We start from the raw sequence: 15,749 nt of genomic DNA on the forward strand, positions 1-15,749 counted from the left end.
CGTGAACCGGTCGTGCGGGTCAGCGCCGGCGGGCCTTGCGCCGGCGCTTGTCGTGGCGCTCGATGAGCCTCTCCTGGAGGTCGTCGAGCGGCTCGCCGGCCTCAGACAGGTGGTGGCGCACCCAGCGGCCGTCGGAGCCGAGGTCCCAGCGCGAGGTGGTCTCGGCGAAGGCGAGGTCGATGAGGTCGGCGAGCTCGACGACGTGACTCGGCTCGATGATGCGCACGAGCGCCTCGACGCGGCGGTCGAGGTTGCGGTGCATCATGTCGGCGCTGCCGATGTAGACCTGAGGGTCGCCCCCGTGGTCGAACCAGAAGACCCGCGAGTGCTCGAGGAAGCGGCCGAGGATGGAGCGCACCCGGATGTTCTCGGACAGGCCCTCGACGCCGGGACGCAGCGCGCAGATGCCGCGCACCCAGATGTCGACGCGGACCCCGGCGATGCTCGCCCGGTAGAGCGCGTCGATGAGTGCCTCGTCGACGATCGAGTTGGCCTTGATGACGATCCGGCCGTCCGGCGCGCCGTCGCGGCGCGACTGGTGCAGCTCGATCTCCTCGTCGACGAGGTCGATGAGGCCCGAGCGCACCGACCTGGGCGCGACGAGGAGTCGCTTGAACTTGCTCCGGGGCGCGAAGCCCGAGAGGAGGTTGAAGAGGCGCGACATGTCCTCGCCGACCTGCGGGTCGGTGGTGAAGAGGCCGAAGTCCTCGTAGACGCGGGCCGTCTTCGGGTTGTAGTTGCCGGTGCCGATGTGGCAGTAGCGCACGAGCCCCTCGGACTCCTGGCGCACGACGAGGCACAGCTTCGCGTGGGTCTTGAGGCCGACGACGCCGTAGACGACGTGGACACCGGCCTGCTCGAGCTGACGGGCCCACGAGATGTTGTTGACCTCGTCGAAGCGGGCCTTGATCTCGACGACCGCGAGGACCTGCTTGCCGGCCTCGGCGGCGTCGATGAGGGCGTCGATGATCGGGGAGTCACCTGAGGTGCGGTAGAGCGTCTGCTTGATCGCGAGGACCTTCGGGTCGTTCGCGGCCTGCTCGATGAAGGCCTGGACCGACGTCGAGAACGAGTTGTAGGGGTGCTGGACGAGCACGTCCTTCTGGCGCACGGCGGTGAGCAGGTCGATCGCCTTGGCGCTCTCGGTCGGCGCGAAGTCCGGGTGGGTGCGCGGGAAGAACTTGGGGAACTCGAGGTCGCTGCGGTCGACGTCGGCGACGGTGAAGAGGCCGCGCAGGTCGAGCGGCGTCGGCAGGCGGTAGATCTCACGGTCGCTGATCTGCAGCTCGCGGGCGAGCATGTCGAGGACCTTGGGGTCGATGTCGTCCTCGACCTCGAGCCGGATGGGCGGACCGAAGCGACGCCGGGTCAGCTCCTTCTCGAGGGCGGTGAGGAGGTTCTCGGCGTCGTCCTCCTCGACCTCGAGGTCCTCGTTGCGCGTGACGCGGAAGCTGAAGTGCTCCTGCACGAGCATCCCGGGGAACAGCTGGTCGAGGTGGCTCGCGATGACGTCCTCGAGCGGCACGAAGCGCTTGCGCGCCACCTCGGCGTCGAGGTCCTCCTCGACGAGGATGAAGCGCGGCAGGCTCGGCGGCACCTTGACGCGGGCGAAGTGCTCGCTGCCCGTCTTGGGGTTCTGGAGCAGCACCGCGAGGTTGAGCGACAAGCCGGAGATGTAGGGGAACGGGTGCGCCGGGTCGACGGCGAGCGGCGTGAGGACGGGGAAGACGCGCTCGGCGAAGAAGTAGTGGAGGGGCTCACGGTCGTCCTCGTCGAGGTCGTCCCAGCGCACGACGAAAATGCCCTGCTCCTCGAGGGACGGACGCACGTCGTGCTGGAAGACGCCGGCGTGCTGCTGCATCAGCTCGTGCGCGAGCCGGGCGATGCGCTCGATGAGCTCGCGCGGTTCGAGCCCGGCGGCGGTGCGCACGGCCAGCCCGGTGGCGATGCGGCGCTTGAGGCCCGCGACGCGGACCATGAAGTACTCGTCGAGGTTGTTGGCGAAGATCGCGAGGAAGCGGGTGCGCTCGAGAAGGGGCACCGCGGGGTCCATGGCGAGCTGGAGCACCCGCTCGTTGAACTGCAGCCAGGACAGCTCGCGCTCGAGGTAGCGATCTGCCGGCAGGTCGTCCTCGTCGTCGCCCTGCGCTCCCGCGCCGACGAACCGGCCGTTGGGGGCGCGGGCCGGGATGCGGCGGTTGGGGACGGTGCTCGTGAACGAGCTGACCTCGGCCGACTCGCTCGCCGACTCGCTCGCGCTGTCGGTGGCGGCGTCGGCCGATCTCGCGACGCGGGCTTCCGCCGAGGCGACGTCCTGCTCGTCCAGGTCGGTGGAGGTGAGGCTGCCGGTGCTCATGCGACCATCGTGGCACCGAAAGGCGACGTGGGGGTGAACTCGTCTCAGCCGACGGCGGGCGAGGAGACCCCACCCACCCGGTCCGCCGCGTCGCCCGCCTCGGCCGCCCGGGCGAACTGGCGGTGCACCTCGACGTCCTCGAAGCCGAGGGCGGCGTAGGTGCGCACGGCCGCGACGTTGTCCTCGTCGACGTAGAGCACCACGCGCGCCAGGCCGAGCGAGCGCAGGTGGTCCAGGCCCAGCACCGTGACCGCGCGCCCCAGCCCCTGGCCCTGCCGGTCGGGTGAGACGGCCACGACGTAGACCTCGCCGACGTCACCGTCCGGGGGGTCGACCTTCGTCCAGTGCGAGGCGACGAGCACGTCCGGGTGGGCGGCCTCGACGACGAGGACGAGCCCGACCGGGTCCCACCACGGTTCGGCCATCCGCTGGTCGAGGTCGGCCCGGCGCAGCGAGCCCTGTTCCGGGTGGTGGGCGAACGCCGCCGCGTTGAGAGCCAGCCAGGCGTCCTCGTCACGTCCCGGCTCGAAGGAGCGGACGGCATACCTCGGGTCGAGCGACGCGGCCGGCCACGGGGGCCCGTCGCGAAGTGAGCGGCCCATGACGTGGAGCGATCGCACCGGCACGAGCCCGGTGGCCCGGGCGAACGCCGTGGCGGCGTCGGCCGCGGCTCCCGTCGCATGGCTCCACAGGCGTATGCCGTCCGGCAGGCTCGCGAGCAGCGCCGTGCCCACCCCGGACCGGCGCGACCCCGGCGCCACGACGAGCTCGCCCGACGGTGCCCCCTCGCCCGATCGCGACTGGGCGTAGCCGACGAGCGCCCCGTCGGGCCCGAGCGCGAGGAGGTGGCCGACCCCGTCGTGCTCGCGGGACCGTGCGGACAGGCGGAACTGCTCCGAGAGCGGCTCCGACCCGTCGGCGGCGGCCGCTTCCGCGGCCAGCGCGAGGACGGCGGCGGACTCGTCCGGGGTGAGCGGGTTCGTCGTGTCGCGCAGGGCGACGGTGAGGCGCGGCATACGGCGATTCCACCACAACGACCCGGCGGGGGACTCCCGCCGGTCGCCCGCTCCGGCTAGGGTCCGGTCAGGGCTCGGGGGCCCTGCACAACTCACGGCACCGGTCCGGCACTCGAGTCGGCTCCGGGGTCGGCGTGGTGCCAGCAGTTCACAACTCCGTCACGCGCCAAGCCCCTCCCGGCACCCTCCGGGCACTAGCGTCCCGTGGGTGCCGATGGGCACGCGATCCACACCGCTGATCAAGGGGAAGACATGTCCCGTACCACCCGCCGCATCACGGGCGTCGCCGTCGCAGGGATCTGCGCCGCCGCCCTCGCGGCACCGGCCCTCGCCGCACCCACCGCGGGGCCAGACACGAGCAAGGCCCCGGGAAAGACGCAGTTCCCGATCCAGATCCTGTCGTTCAACGACTTCCACGGGAACCTCGAGCCCCCGTCGGGTTCGAGCGGCAAGATCCAGACCGGTCCCGCGAGCACCAACACGACTGACGTCGGTGGCGTTGAGTACCTCGCGACCCACCTCAAGCAGGCCCGCGTAGGGCACGCCAACACCGTCACCGTCGCCGCCGGCGACATGGTCGGTGCCTCCCCCCTGCTGTCGGCAGCCTTCCACGACGAGCCCACGGTCGAGGCCCTCAACAGCCTCGGCCTCGAGGCCACGTCCGTCGGCAACCACGAGTTCGACGAGGGCTACAAGGAGCTGCAGCGCCTCCAGAGCGGCGGCTGCATCGACGACGGAGACGGCGCGAACAACCAGAACTCCTGCCCGGCCGGCACATTCACGGGTGCGAAGTTCCAGTACCTCGCCGCCAACGTCATCGAGAAGGCCACGGGCAAGACGATCCTGCCGCCCTACTGGGTCAAGAACTTCAACGGCGCCAAGATCGGCTTCATCGGCATGACGCTCAAGGACACCCCGTCCATCGTCACGGCCTCCGGCGTCGCCGGCCTCGAGTTCACCGACGAGGTGCAGACCGCCAACGCGCTCGTGCCCGTCCTCAAGAAGCAGGGCGTCAACGCCATCGTCGTCCTCGTGCACCAGGGCGGCACCCCGCCGGCCAACACGCCGTACGACTACACGTGCAAGGGCGGCGGCAGCCTGTCGGCCGACTCGCCGATCATCCCGATCGTCAAGAACCTCGACCCAGCCATCGACATGGTCATCTCGGGCCACACGCACCAGCCGTACGTCTGCGCCATCCCCGACGCCAACGGCGTCCCCCGCCTGGTCACGTCGGCGTCCTCGTTCGGTCGCCTCTACAACGACACCGAGGTGACCTACGACCGTCGCACCTCCGACATCGTCCGCCCGACCGAGGCCGACTCCGTGAACCACCTCGTGACCCGCACCGTCACGCCGGACTCCACCGAGACGAAGCTCATCGCGAAGTACAAGGACCTCGTCGCGGCGATCGCGAGCAAGATCATCGGCACGATCTCGGCCGACATCGTGCGGACCCAGAGCCCCGCGGGCGAGTCACCGCTCGGTGACCTCATCGCCGACGCCCAGCTGGCCGACCCCTCTGTCGTCACGGGCGGCCAGACGCCGGTCGCCGCCTTCATGAACCCCGGTGGCATCCGTGCCGACCTCACCTACACCAGCTCGAAGTACGGCGAGGCCCCGGGCGCCATCACGTACGAGGAGGCGTTCAACGTCCAGCCGTTCAACAACTACCTCGTGTCGATGAACCTCACGGGCCAGCAGATCTACGACGTCCTCAACCAGCAGCGCACCGGCAAGAACGCCGGGTCGCAGGCCAAGACGCTCCAGGTCAACAAGGGCTTCACGTACACGTGGAGCACCGCGACCCAGCAGGTCGTCGACGGCACCGTCGCGATCAACGGCACGCCGGTCAGCAAGACCGCCTCGTACCGCATCGTCACCAACAACTTCCTGTCCGACGGTGGCGACAACTTCCCCGCCTTCCAGGGAGGCACGGCCAAGTACTTCGGTGGGCTCGACATCGACGCCTTCGCGAACTACCTGTCCAAGCCGGAGAACGCGGGCTACTCACCCGCGCCGGCGACGCGCATCACCGTGGTGCCCTGACGCCAGGTCGCTGCACGACGCTGGCCCGGACTCCCCAGTGGGGTCCGGGCCACGCCCGTTGGGGCCGGAGACCGGGCGTGGCGGGACGTCGCGTGCCACCGCCGGACGCGTTGGGACGCGTCGGGACGCGTTGGGACGCGTCGGGATGCGTCAGGCCGGGGCCTCGGCGGCCTGGGCCTCGGCGCGGTCGGGGACGAGGCGGTAGCCGACGTTGCGGACCGTCCCGATGAGCGTCTCGTGGTCGGGCCCGAGCTTGGCGCGGAGGCGCCGCACGTGCACGTCGACGGTGCGGGTGCCGCCGTAGTAGTCGTAGCCCCAGACCTCCTGGAGCAGCTGGGCGCGGGTGAAGACGCGTCCCGGGTGCTGCGCGAGGTACTTGATGAGCTCGAACTCCTTGTACGTCAGGTCGAGCGGGCTGCCGCGGAACTTCGCGGAGTAGGAGGCCTCGTCGATGACGAGCTCGCCCGAGGTGATGGGCAGGTCGAGATCGGCGTCGTCGTCCTGGCCCTTCGTCATGGCGAGGCGCAACCGGGCGTCGACCTCGGCGGGTCCGGCGGTGTCGAGCAGCACGTCGTCGAGGCCCCACTCGGCCGTCAGACCAGCGAGGCCGCCCTCGGTGAGGACGGCCAGCAGGGGAGTGCCGATCCCCGTCGTGCGCAGCACCCGGCACAGGGAGCGTGCGCTCGCCAGCTCCCGTCGCGCATCGATGATGACGATGTCGCAGTCCGGCGAGTCGACGAGGGCGGTGGCCTCGGCGGGCAGGATCCGCACCGTGTGGCTCAGCAGGCCGAGGGCAGGCAGCACCTCGGCGCTGGGGGCCAGCGCGTTGGTGAGCAGCAGCAGTCGGGCCATCTCAGGCAGGATAGGCGAGACTGGTCACCAGCGGATGGGACCGCACCAACGATGAGACGGAGTGAGATGGCCCCGAGTGGACCCGAGTCGCGCACGGTCGGGACGACCGGGCCGGCCCTCGCGACCGTCACCGTGCGCTACTGGGCCGCGGCCCGTGCGGCGGCCGGCGTCGACAGCGAGGCGCGCACCGGTGCGACGGTGGGCGATGTCGTCGACGCGGCCGTGGCCGACCACCCCGACCTCGCGCGGGTGGCGCGTGTCGCGAGCTTCCTGCTCGACGGGCGCAAGGTCGGTCGCGAGGCGCGGGTGACCGACGGCGGCACCGTCGAGGTGCTGCCGCCCTTCGCCGGCGGGTGATGCACAATGGCCCCCGTGCCTGAGGACAACGCGGCCCTCCGCGAGCCCGGTCCCGACGCTTCCGACTCCTCGGTGGCCGCCGGGTCGCTCCGCCTCCCGCTGTCGCCCGCCGGCGCGGACCGCATCCGCTGGGCCAGCGTCGCGGCCACGCTCGTGGCCGCCGTCGCCCTCCTCGTCGCCCAGGGCACGGGGTATGCCGCCACGCTCGGTGTGACGCTCGCGCTCGCCCTCGCGGTTGCCTGGGGCTGGCCGCTCATCACGGGGTCGTGGACGCCGACGGCGACGACGGTCGTGCTCGCTGCGGCCTCCGTCGCGATCGTGCTCAGCGCGCTGCGCCAGGACCTGCTCTGGGTCCCGGCCGCGGTCGCGTTCGGGATCCTGCTCGCCTTCTCCGCCCAGCTCGTCCGTCGCACGGGCCGTGAGGGGCTCGTCCTGACGCTGCTCTCGTCGTTCGGCGGCCTCGTCGTCGTCGCGTCCGGCACCACGGCGGTCGTCGCCGCCAACAGCGACCGGGGCCAGACGGTCGCGGTCGTGGCCATGGCGGCCGTCGGTGCGGCGGTCGTCACCGACCTGCTCGTCGGGGTGCGCGGCGCGACGCCGTTCCTCGGGTTCGTGGCGCTCGCGGCAGCGGTGCTGGCGGCGGTCGTCGCCTCGCGCGGCTCCGAGGTCGGCACCCTCGAGGCGCTGGGGATCGGTGCCGCCGTCGGCACCGTGTCGTGGTCGCTCCGCCGGGTGCTCGCGCTGCAACCGGCGATGCTGACGGTCCGGGGTCAGGTCGGCGCCGGAGCCGGGTCGGTGCTCGCCGTGGGCGCCGTCGTCCACCTCTTCTCCGTCCTCACCTGACCCACGCCACCTCCACCGTCGAGGGGCCACGTTCGGCCGCCCCCATACCGTCGAGAGGCCACGTTCGGCCCTCTCAGCCGAGTCGAGTGGCCACGTTCGGCCCTCTCAGCCGAGTCGAGTGGCCACAGTCCTCGTGTCAGTACACGAGCGCCTGGGCGCCGGGGGCCATGACCTCCTCGACGAAGACCGCGGCTCCCTTGATGACCACGCCGTCGACGAGCTGGTCCTCCGTCAGCTCGCGCCGGGCAGCGCACTGCGTGCAGACGGTGAGCCGGCCACCTGCGAGCACGGCGTCGCGCAGGTCGACGAGCGGGGCGGCATACGGTAGCTCGAAGTCCTCGGCACGCCCCGGCACGGCCATCCACGTCGACTCCCCGGTCAGCCAGAGCGACACGTCGACGCCGCTCGCGACGGCCGTCGCGGCGACGGTGAAGGCCTGCGAGAGGCGCTCGGGAGCCTCGGTGCCGGCGGTGACCTTGACGACGAGCGAGCGCGCGGGAGTGTCCATGGGATCAGGCTACGATCGGGCGCATGTTCAACCTCGACCAGGACATCCCGGAGCCGCTGCGACCCCTCGCGTGGCTCATCGGACGCTGGGAGGGCGCGGGCGTCGTCGGCTACCCGACGATCGAGTCCGCGCACTTCGGCCAGGAGGTCGAGGTGACGCACGACGGGCGTGGCTTCCTCAAGTGGGAGAGCCGGGCCTGGATCCTCGACTCCGAGAACGGAGCCAAGGTGCGCCCGGCGGCGGTGGAGTCCGGCTTCTGGCGGCCGCTCGAGAACGGCGAGGTCGAGCTGCTCCTCGCGCACCCCACCGGCATCCTCGAGCTCTACTACGGCAAGATCGAACCGGCCAAGATCCAGCTCAAGACCGACGGCGTCCTGCGGGCGCCGGGAGCCAAGGAGTACAACGCCGCGACCCGGATGTACGGCCTCGTCGAGTCCAACCTCCTCTGGGTCATGGACATGGCCGCCGTCGGCCAGGAGCTCCAGAGCCACGTGTCGGCAACCCTCAAGCGCGTGGAATGAGGTGGACGCCGCGAGCGTTCCACCGGGCATGAGCGACGTTGAGCTGCCGACCCGACCGACGACGAGGAGCCCGCTCCTGTCGCGACCGGGTGCCGTGGCCGGCGAGGGCCTCGAAGCGGGCGTCGCCCTGCACCACGGTGATCCCATGCGTGAGCAGCGCCTCCTCGAGGAGGGCCTCGCGGTCGTCGACCTCTCGCACCGTGACGTCGTCACCGTCACCGGACCCGACCGGCTCAGCTGGCTCCACTCCCTGACGACCCAGCACCTCCTCGGCCTCGAGCCGCGCCAGTCGCGCGAGGCCCTCATCCTCAGCCCCAAGGGCCACGTCGAGCACTCGCTGCACCTCGTCGACGACGGCACGACGACGTGGATCACGACCGAGCCCGGCGCCGGTCCGGCCCTCGTCGAGTGGCTCGACAAGATGCGTTTCATGCTGCGGGTCGAGGTCGCCCTCGTCACCGACGACTGGGCCGTGCTAGGTGAGCCGCACTCCAGCGAGTCCGTCGACGGCGAGCCTCTCGCCTGGCGCGACCCGTGGCCCGACCTCGTCGGCGACACGACGGCATACGGTCCCGTCGACGGGCACCCGGGCACCGACCGCGCGTGGCGTGAGGTGCTCATCCCGCGCGCCGAACTCGTTGCGGCCGTGGGAGATCGGCCGCTGGCCGGCATCTGGGCTGCCGAAGCGCTCCGCATCGCTGCCTGGCGTCCCCGGCTCGGCCTCGAGACCGACCATCGCACCATCGTCCACGAGCTCGACTGGCTGCGCACCGCGGTGCACCTGCAGAAGGGCTGCTATCGCGGCCAGGAGACCGTGGCGCGCGTGCACAACCTCGGTCGACCGCCGCGCCGCATCGTCTTCCTCCACCTCGACGGCTCCGGCCACGTCCTTCCGGCGCAGGGGAGCGAGGTCCGGGCGGGCGACCGCGTCGTCGGACGGGTCACCTCCGTCGGGCGCCACCACGTCGACGGACCCATCGCCCTGGCCGTCATCAAGCGGAACACCGACCCCACCCTCGAGCTGCTCGTCGACGACCTCTCGGCCGCGCAGACGACGATCGTCGCCCCCTGACCGACGGCGCTCCGGGCGCTGGCAGGATGTGCGGCATGAGCACCGCACGCACCGCCGCGAGCACCCTGATCACCGTCGCGCCCACGGGCGCCGAGACCGCCAAGTCGGACGTCGCAGCGCTGCCGACGACACCGGAGGAGCTCGTCGAGACCGCCGTCGCTTGCGAGCGCGCGGGCGCGGCCCTCATCCACATCCACGTGCGCGACCGGGAGCACCAACCGACCCTCGAGCCGGCCTTCCTCAAGGAGGCCGTCGACGGCGTCCGTGAGGCCACCGACCTCATCGTCCAGCTCTCGACCGGCGGCTCCATCACCGACCCGCTCGACAAGCGCCTCACCGTCCTCGACGCCGACCCCGACTCGTGCTCACTCACCTGCGGCACGACGAACTTCGGCGACGGCGTCTTCCTCAACCCGTGGGGCTTCATGGTCGACCTCTACCGCCGGGCCCAGGAGCGTGAGGTCGTGCCGGAGTTCGAGCTCTTCGAGCTCGGCCACGTGCACGCGCTGCGCCGCCTCATCGACGAGTGCGGCCTGCCCTACGGCGGCAAGGTCCACGTCGACTTCGTCACCGGCGTGCCCGGGTCGATGCCGGGCACCCCGCAGGCGCTCCTCGCGGGCGTCGCGATGCTCCCGCCCGAGGTGACGAGCTGGTCGGCCACCGGCATCGGGCGCGCGCACCTGCCGATCGTCGCGGCCGCGTTGTCGGCCGGTGGTCACCTCCGCGTCGGCATGGAGGACAACCTCATGTATGCCAAGGGCCGGCCGGTCGCGCACAACAGCGAGCTCGTGGCCCGGGCCGCCGAGATCGCCACCGTCATGCAGCGCCCCGCGATGACGACCATCGAGGCCCGGGAGGCCCTGTCGATCAAGGATCGTCGCCCCCGCTGACGCCGCGACGCGCGGGCGGCCGCGTTCGGCGCGCCCCTGATCCGAGCGCGCGACATGTCCCTCCAGCGCGCACTCCTTCCCGAGCCCGGTCCTCTGGTCTCGCGCTTCTGGTCGGAGCGCGCGAACCGGTGTGGGACGTCTCACGCTGTCCAGAGTTTGCATTATGCTTGCTGTAGTTAGCACAATGGAGGCATGAGCAAGCTTCCGCTTCCCGACCTCGGGGCCTACTTGCGCGAGCAGCGCGAGAGCGCCCAGCTGTCGCTGCGGCAGCTCGCCGAGATGGCCGGCGTCTCCAACCCCTACCTGTCGCAGATCGAGCGAGGGCTCAAGCGCCCGAGCGCCGAGATCCTGCAGCAGATCGCCAAGGGGCTGCAGGTCTCGGCCGAGTCGCTCTACGTCCGGGCCGGCATCCTCGACGAGCGGGTCGCCGACGACCCTGCCGCCGTGCCCCACGTCCTCTCCGCCATCGCGGTCGACCCGGTTCTGACCGACCGGCAGCGCGCGGTGCTCGTCGACATCTACCTGTCGTTCGTCGGCGAGGACGAGACGACACCCGAGACCACCCCGCCTCCACCACGCCCAGCGCGTACGCCGGCTGCAGCACCTCGCCGGCGTCCGTCGCGCAGCACGACCGCTGCCGCGACCCCCGAGCTCAACGAGAAGGAGAACTGAGATGGCACTCAGCAAGAAGATCACCAAGGCCGTCAAGGACGCCCAGAAGCAGGCCGAGGCCGCCGTCGCCGACGTGCGCGGCCAGCTCGTCCAGGTCGAGGACCGGATGCCCGAGGTCCAGGTCGACCCGACGCCGTTCTACGCCGTCGTCGGTGCCGCGAACATCGCGATCGACACCGTCCGCACGGCGGGCGAGCAGCTCGAGGTCGCGCGCAAGCAGGCCAAGGGCGTCGACCTGCGCAAGGGTGCCAAGAAGGAGGCCGACCAGATGCAGAAGGACCTCCAGAAGCGCATCATCGACCTCCAGGGCCGCACCACCGAGCTGCAGAAGCTCGCGACGACGTATGCCGAGCGCTTCGTCACGCGGGCCCAGGACCTCCCGGCCCGCGTCCTCAACGAGGGCCTCGTCATCGCGAGCAACGCCAAGGACCAGTACGACGCCGCAGCGGCGCGTGGCGAGAAGGTCGTCACCGACCTGCGCGCCCAGGGTGAGCGCACGGCCTTCGGCATCGCCGAGCGCGGTACCGCCACGGTGACCCGTGGTCGCCGCGTCGCCGAGACCGCCGTGACCGAGGGTGAGAAGGTCGCCAGGACCCTCAAGGGCGCCGTCGTCAAGGACGCCTCGAAGGTCGGCTCGCAGGTCTCGGCCTCGGTCGACGCCGTCGAGTCGGCCGCCGCCCCGGTCCCGGCCAAGCGCACTGCCGCGCACCAGACGGCGATCCGCAAGTCGGCAGCCCAGAAGGCCGCGGCCACGCGCAAGGCCAACGCGGTCGAGGCCACGACGACCCGCAAGGTCGCCGCCCGCAGCTCGGCCACGACCGACGACCCGCAGGCCACGGTGGCCCGCAAGGCCGCCCCGGCCAAGAAGGCGGCGAGGAAGACGGCCACCAAGTCGGCCGCGGCGACCAAGAGCGCGGCGAAGACTGCCGCCAAGAAGGCCACGCCGGCCAAGAAGACGGCCCAGAAGGCTTCGGCCGCCACGAGCACGACGTCGACCACGGCTCCGAACGCCTGAGCGGTCGCGCACTCGGGCCGGGTCGCCCGGCGCCACAGGCACGACAGGGCCGCCACCCCGCACCCGGGGTGGCGGCCCTGTCGCGTCGCTCCGGCATACTGCGGGACGTGTCCCATCTCCTCGCCCCGTCCTCCACCCACGTCAGCGCCGCCCTCGCCGTCGCCCCGGTCGTCGCGCACGTCGTGCGGACCGGTGTCGTCGAGTCGGTGCACCACGGCACAGCCGTCGTCACGGCTCCCGACGGCACGGTCGAGCTCGAGGTCGGCGACTCGAGCGGTGCGGTCTTCCCGCGCAGCTCGAGCAAGCCCCTGCAGGCGCTCGCGATGGTCCGCAACGGGCTCGGCAACGACGGCCGCCTCCTTGCCCTCGCGTGCGCCAGCCACTCCGGCGAGGACTTCCACGTCGCGGCGGCCCGCGAGATCCTCGCCGGCGCCGGCCTGACCGAGGCCGACCTGCAGAACACCCCCGACTACCCCTACGACGAGTCCGCGCGCATTGCCTGGATCTCCAGCGGCCGTCCGCGCCAGTCGATCGCGCAGAACTGCTCGGGCAAGCACGCCTCGATGCTCGCGACGTGCGTCGTCAACGGGTGGGAGCTCGCGACCTACCGCGATCCCGAGCACCCCCTCCAGGTGGCCGTCGCCGAGACGGTGCGTGAGCTGACGGGCGCCGAGCCGAGCGCCGTCGCCGTCGACGGGTGCGGGGCGCCGATCCATGCCGTCCCGCTCCGCGCCCTCGCGCTGTCGTTCGGCCGCCTCGCCGCGGCGACCGAGGGGCCGGAGGCCAGGATCGGCGCGGCCATCCGGGACTTCCCGGAGTACCTCGGCGGCACGCACCGCGACGTCACCGCCCTGATCCGCGGCGTCGACGGCCTCATCGCCAAGGACGGCGCCGAGGCCGTCTACGCCGTGGGCCTGCCCGACGGCCGAGGCATCGCCGTCAAGGTCGCAGACGGTTCGTCGCGTGCCCGGAGCGTGCTGCTCGCTGCAGTGATGCGGCGCATCGGCGTCGGCAGCGACGACGTCCTCGCCGTGCTCGAGAACCAGCCGGTGCTCGGCCACGGACAGCCCGTGGGGTCCGTCGTCGCCGTCGGCGTCTGAGCCGGCTCGGGTCGTCCCCGTGAGGTCGAGATGAGGGCGGTGCTCCAGCGCGTCACGAGCGCGCGGGTCGAGGTCGACGGCGAGGTCGTCGGCGCCATCGACCGGCCCGGTCTGCTGGCCCTCGTCGGCGTCACCCACGACGACGGGCCCGCGCAGGTCGAGCGGATGGCCCGCAAGATCGCAGAGCTGCGCATCCTGCGCGACGAAGCCAGCCTCACCGACGCCGGGGCGCCCGTCCTCGTCGTCAGCCAGTTCACGCTGCACGCAGACACCCGCAAGGGTCGCCGTCCCTCGTGGAGCGCGGCCGCGCCGGGGACGGTGGCCGAGCCGCTCGTGGCCGACCTCGTGACGGCGCTCCGGGGGAGGGGGATCGAGGTCGAGACGGGTCGGTTCGGCGCGATGATGCAGGTGTCACTCGTCAACGACGGCCCGTTCACCCTCGTCGTCGACGCCTGATCAGCGCGCCGGAGCAGCCGACGACTCGAGAGTCTGGGAGTCGGCTGGGAGGGATCGCGCGAACGTTCGCCGGGTTACGCTTTCCCCATGCAGCTGTACTCGGGGTTCCAGAACGTCGTCCTCCTCGTGCTCGGAGTCGTCGCGCTCGGGTGCGAGGTCTTCGCATTCGTGGACGCGCTGCGCCACCCCGAGAAGGCCTACGTCGCGGCGGGCAAGCGCACGCGGACCTTCTGGCTCGTGCTGCTCGGGGTCGCCCTCGCGATCGGCTTCGTCACGCTCTTCAACCCGCTCAGCCTCTTCGGCCTGCTCGCGTTCGTGGGTGCCGCCGTCTACCTCGCCGACGTGCGCCCCGCGCTGCGGCAGGTCAGGGGCATCGGGGGGCGCTCGAACTCCGGGTGGTGACCCTCACGCGCCTGCTCGGGACACCGGGCCCTTCGCGTACGGCACACTGGTGCACTCACAACCGATAGGAGAACCATGTCCGACCAGCAGCCTGCTGCTGCCGTCGTCGACCACGAGCTGGATGCCCACCAGCATGTCTCGTCGCCGCGTCACACCGCGGACGAGTACGACCTGGGCAACCGCAACCCGACCGAGGACATCTTCGTCGCCGAGCGGCCGTGGGGCGAGTTCCAGCAGTTCGTCTCCAACGAGCAGGTCACCGTCAAGATCATCACGGTGCAGCCCGGTCACCGGCTCTCCCTCCAGCGGCACGACCACCGCGGTGAGATGTGGCAGATCCTCGACGTGCCGATCGATGTCACCGTCGGTGACCGGACGTGGAGCGCCAAGCCGGGCGAGACGGTCTGGGTCCCGCGCAACTCGATCCACCGCATGGGCAACTCCGGCGAGCACCCGGGCCGCCTCCTCGAGGTCGGCTTCGGCCACTTCGACGAGTCGGACATCGAGCGCCTCGAGGACGACTACGTCCGCTGAGGACGCGCGCAGCACGACACACGGACGAACGTATGCCGCCGGCCCGGGCCCGGCGGCATACCTCTGTCCGGGGACGGTCGGCAGGCCCGGACCACGCGTCGGGGCGGGCTCAGCCCGCGCGTGACCGGCTCGGGTCGAGCAGCTCGGCCCACACGACCTTGCCGCCGGGGACGGGGGTGTAGCCCCACCGCTCGGACAGCGCCGCGACGATGTCGACGCCGCGACCGCTGACGTCGTCGGCCTGGGCGGCGCGTCGTTCGAACGGGGAGCGGGCCGCGTCCTCGACACCGATGCGCAGGCTGCCGCGGCGCCGGTCGACGACCGCGCGGAACGGGGATCCGGCGTGGGTGATGGCGTTGGTCGCGAGCTCGGAGACGATGAGGGCGGCGTCGGCCGTGAGGTCGTCGTGGCCCCACGCCCTGAGGACGTCGACGACGAAGTGGCGGGCCGCGGGCACCGACTCGGCCGTCGGCAGGTACACGGGCGAGCACGCGTGGCCGTCCGCGAGGCGGGCTCCCTCGGTCGAGGAGAGCCCGGCGACGGGCATGACGTCGGTGTGCAGGTCGCAGACCCGGCGGACGTCGACGAGCTCGGCGTGGTCGAAGACGCCCGTGGGGTAGGCGCAGAGCAGGGAGAAGTCGTACTCGCGCAGGACCTGGTTCCAGAGCATCTCGAGCTCGATCGCCACCTCGATCTGCCCGCGCTGCCAGAGCAGGGCGACCATCTCGCCGAAGGCACGGACCGGCCGTCCCGCCGCGGAGGCCTCGGTGACCACGTCGCCGACCCGTCGCAGGAAGAGGTCCACGTCCAGCCCACCGTCGACGACCAGCTCCGCGAGGGTCTCCTCGGCGTCCAGCGTGAGGTAGCGACCGGCGCGCGACCGCGCCGCGGGGTCGTGCCCGAGCTCCACGAGAAGGGACTCCAGGGCTGCGCGGTGCGGGCCGGTGGCCACGACGACGACGCACTCGTCGTGGTCCCACCCGTCCGCGACGAATCGCGCGACGGCGCCGAAACCCTCACTGTCGAGCGTGTAGAAACTCACTGCATGACCTCGCCCCCACACGGCCATGCCGCCGTGCGACATGGTGCCGATGCTACGCCGACGT

At 71.7% G+C, this 15,749-nt stretch carries 17 protein-coding genes; 12 read left to right on the plus strand and 5 right to left on the minus strand.

Annotated elements, in window-relative coordinates; translation table 11 throughout:
• Positions 1-19: 19 nt before the first annotated feature.
• Positions 20-2,356 carry an RNA degradosome polyphosphate kinase gene (locus NR112_RS20560; RefSeq protein WP_256796150.1) on the minus strand — a complete coding sequence of 779 codons (2,337 nt, stop codon included), beginning with the start codon at positions 2,354-2,356 and terminating at the stop codon, positions 20-22.
• Positions 2,357-2,400: 44 nt separating this feature from the next.
• On the minus strand, positions 2,401-3,372 hold the full coding sequence (gene mshD / locus NR112_RS20565) for a mycothiol synthase (RefSeq protein WP_256796151.1): 972 nt from the start codon (positions 3,370-3,372) through the stop codon (positions 2,401-2,403).
• Positions 3,373-3,624: 252 nt separating this feature from the next.
• On the opposite strand from mshD, the gene NR112_RS20570 reads away from it, so the two are divergent.
• Positions 3,625-5,421, plus strand: coding sequence for a bifunctional UDP-sugar hydrolase/5'-nucleotidase (locus tag NR112_RS20570; protein WP_256796152.1), 1,797 nt, complete (start codon positions 3,625-3,627; stop codon positions 5,419-5,421).
• Positions 5,422-5,571: 150 nt separating this feature from the next.
• On the opposite strand, the gene NR112_RS20575 is transcribed toward NR112_RS20570, so the two are convergent.
• Positions 5,572-6,273, minus strand: coding sequence for a response regulator transcription factor (locus NR112_RS20575; protein ID WP_256796153.1), 702 nt, complete (start codon positions 6,271-6,273; stop codon positions 5,572-5,574).
• A gap of 66 nt (positions 6,274-6,339) precedes the next feature.
• Here NR112_RS20575 and NR112_RS20580 point away from each other — a divergent pair, with 66 nt between their 5' ends.
• Positions 6,340-6,630 (plus strand): MoaD/ThiS family protein, encoded by a 291-nt coding sequence (locus NR112_RS20580; RefSeq protein ID WP_256796154.1) that lies wholly within the window; start codon positions 6,340-6,342, stop codon positions 6,628-6,630.
• A 6-nt stretch (positions 6,631-6,636) separates the two neighbouring features.
• Complete coding sequence (locus NR112_RS20585; RefSeq protein ID WP_256796155.1) at positions 6,637-7,473, plus strand: hypothetical protein; 837 nt, start codon at positions 6,637-6,639, stop codon at positions 7,471-7,473.
• Between the two features lie 136 nt (positions 7,474-7,609).
• Here NR112_RS20585 and NR112_RS20590 read toward each other — a convergent pair whose 3' ends face one another.
• Entirely contained in the window at positions 7,610-7,981 is a 372-nt protein-coding gene (locus NR112_RS20590; protein WP_256796156.1) for a DsrE family protein, read from the minus strand.
• 23 nt (positions 7,982-8,004) lie between these two features.
• Here NR112_RS20590 and NR112_RS20595 point away from each other — a divergent pair, with 23 nt between their 5' ends.
• The 9 genes from NR112_RS20595 to NR112_RS20635 all read left to right on the plus strand — a co-directional run bounded on the left by NR112_RS20595 (position 8,005) and on the right by NR112_RS20635 (position 14,643).
• On the plus strand, positions 8,005-8,502 hold the full coding sequence (locus NR112_RS20595; RefSeq protein ID WP_030199640.1) for an FABP family protein: 498 nt from the start codon (positions 8,005-8,007) through the stop codon (positions 8,500-8,502).
• Positions 8,503-8,530: 28 nt separating this feature from the next.
• Entirely contained in the window at positions 8,531-9,574 is a 1,044-nt protein-coding gene (locus NR112_RS20600) for a folate-binding protein YgfZ (RefSeq protein ID WP_256796157.1), read from the plus strand.
• A gap of 35 nt (positions 9,575-9,609) precedes the next feature.
• Positions 9,610-10,464 (plus strand): 3-keto-5-aminohexanoate cleavage protein, encoded by an 855-nt coding sequence (locus NR112_RS20605; protein WP_256796158.1) that lies wholly within the window; start codon positions 9,610-9,612, stop codon positions 10,462-10,464.
• A gap of 192 nt (positions 10,465-10,656) precedes the next feature.
• Positions 10,657-11,136, plus strand: a complete 480-nt coding sequence (locus tag NR112_RS20610) for a helix-turn-helix domain-containing protein (protein ID WP_256796159.1) — start codon at positions 10,657-10,659, stop codon at positions 11,134-11,136.
• A 1-nt stretch (position 11,137) separates the two neighbouring features.
• A complete protein-coding gene (locus NR112_RS20615) occupies positions 11,138-12,151 on the plus strand; it encodes a hypothetical protein (RefSeq protein WP_256796160.1) in 1,014 nt (337 codons plus the stop codon).
• Positions 12,152-12,258: 107 nt separating this feature from the next.
• Positions 12,259-13,251: an asparaginase gene (locus NR112_RS20620; protein ID WP_256796161.1), complete on the plus strand. Its 993-nt coding sequence runs from the start codon at positions 12,259-12,261 to the stop codon at positions 13,249-13,251.
• Positions 13,252-13,281: 30 nt separating this feature from the next.
• Entirely contained in the window at positions 13,282-13,707 is a 426-nt protein-coding gene (gene dtd / locus NR112_RS20625) for a D-aminoacyl-tRNA deacylase (RefSeq protein ID WP_256796162.1), read from the plus strand.
• An 87-nt stretch (positions 13,708-13,794) separates the two neighbouring features.
• Positions 13,795-14,109 (plus strand): DUF2516 family protein, encoded by a 315-nt coding sequence (locus tag NR112_RS20630; RefSeq protein WP_256796163.1) that lies wholly within the window; start codon positions 13,795-13,797, stop codon positions 14,107-14,109.
• Positions 14,110-14,184: 75 nt separating this feature from the next.
• A complete protein-coding gene (locus NR112_RS20635; protein ID WP_256796164.1) occupies positions 14,185-14,643 on the plus strand; it encodes a phosphomannose isomerase type II C-terminal cupin domain in 459 nt (152 codons plus the stop codon).
• A gap of 109 nt (positions 14,644-14,752) precedes the next feature.
• On the opposite strand, the gene NR112_RS20640 is transcribed toward NR112_RS20635, so the two are convergent.
• Positions 14,753-15,685: an MEDS domain-containing protein gene (locus NR112_RS20640; RefSeq protein ID WP_256796165.1), complete on the minus strand. Its 933-nt coding sequence runs from the start codon at positions 15,683-15,685 to the stop codon at positions 14,753-14,755.
• Positions 15,686-15,749 lie beyond the last annotated feature (64 nt).

Origin of the sequence: Terrabacter sp. Ter38, from assembly GCF_024519435.1 — a bacterium.
GTDB lineage: Bacteria > Actinomycetota > Actinomycetes > Actinomycetales > Dermatophilaceae > Terrabacter.

What these genes read in the sequence shown, in the direction of transcription:
- NR112_RS20560 (WP_256796150.1), bottom strand. Translation starts at nt 2,356, where the DNA reads ATGAGCACCGGCAGCCTCACCTCCACCGACCTGGACGAGCAGGACGTC.
- mshD (WP_256796151.1), bottom strand. Translation starts at nt 3,372, where the DNA reads ATGCCGCGCCTCACCGTCGCCCTGCGCGACACGACGAACCCGCTCACC.
- NR112_RS20570 (WP_256796152.1), top strand. Translation starts at nt 3,625, where the DNA reads ATGTCCCGTACCACCCGCCGCATCACGGGCGTCGCCGTCGCAGGGATC.
- NR112_RS20575 (WP_256796153.1), bottom strand. Translation starts at nt 6,273, where the DNA reads ATGGCCCGACTGCTGCTGCTCACCAACGCGCTGGCCCCCAGCGCCGAG.
- NR112_RS20580 (WP_256796154.1), top strand. Translation starts at nt 6,340, where the DNA reads ATGGCCCCGAGTGGACCCGAGTCGCGCACGGTCGGGACGACCGGGCCG.
- NR112_RS20585 (WP_256796155.1), top strand. Translation starts at nt 6,637, where the DNA reads ATGGCCCCCGTGCCTGAGGACAACGCGGCCCTCCGCGAGCCCGGTCCC.
- NR112_RS20590 (WP_256796156.1), bottom strand. Translation starts at nt 7,981, where the DNA reads ATGGACACTCCCGCGCGCTCGCTCGTCGTCAAGGTCACCGCCGGCACC.
- NR112_RS20595 (WP_030199640.1), top strand. Translation starts at nt 8,005, where the DNA reads ATGTTCAACCTCGACCAGGACATCCCGGAGCCGCTGCGACCCCTCGCG.
- NR112_RS20600 (WP_256796157.1), top strand. Translation starts at nt 8,531, where the DNA reads ATGAGCGACGTTGAGCTGCCGACCCGACCGACGACGAGGAGCCCGCTC.
- NR112_RS20605 (WP_256796158.1), top strand. Translation starts at nt 9,610, where the DNA reads ATGAGCACCGCACGCACCGCCGCGAGCACCCTGATCACCGTCGCGCCC.
- NR112_RS20610 (WP_256796159.1), top strand. Translation starts at nt 10,657, where the DNA reads ATGAGCAAGCTTCCGCTTCCCGACCTCGGGGCCTACTTGCGCGAGCAG.
- NR112_RS20615 (WP_256796160.1), top strand. Translation starts at nt 11,138, where the DNA reads ATGGCACTCAGCAAGAAGATCACCAAGGCCGTCAAGGACGCCCAGAAG.
- dtd (WP_256796162.1), top strand. Translation starts at nt 13,282, where the DNA reads ATGAGGGCGGTGCTCCAGCGCGTCACGAGCGCGCGGGTCGAGGTCGAC.
- NR112_RS20630 (WP_256796163.1), top strand. Translation starts at nt 13,795, where the DNA reads ATGCAGCTGTACTCGGGGTTCCAGAACGTCGTCCTCCTCGTGCTCGGA.
- NR112_RS20635 (WP_256796164.1), top strand. Translation starts at nt 14,185, where the DNA reads ATGTCCGACCAGCAGCCTGCTGCTGCCGTCGTCGACCACGAGCTGGAT.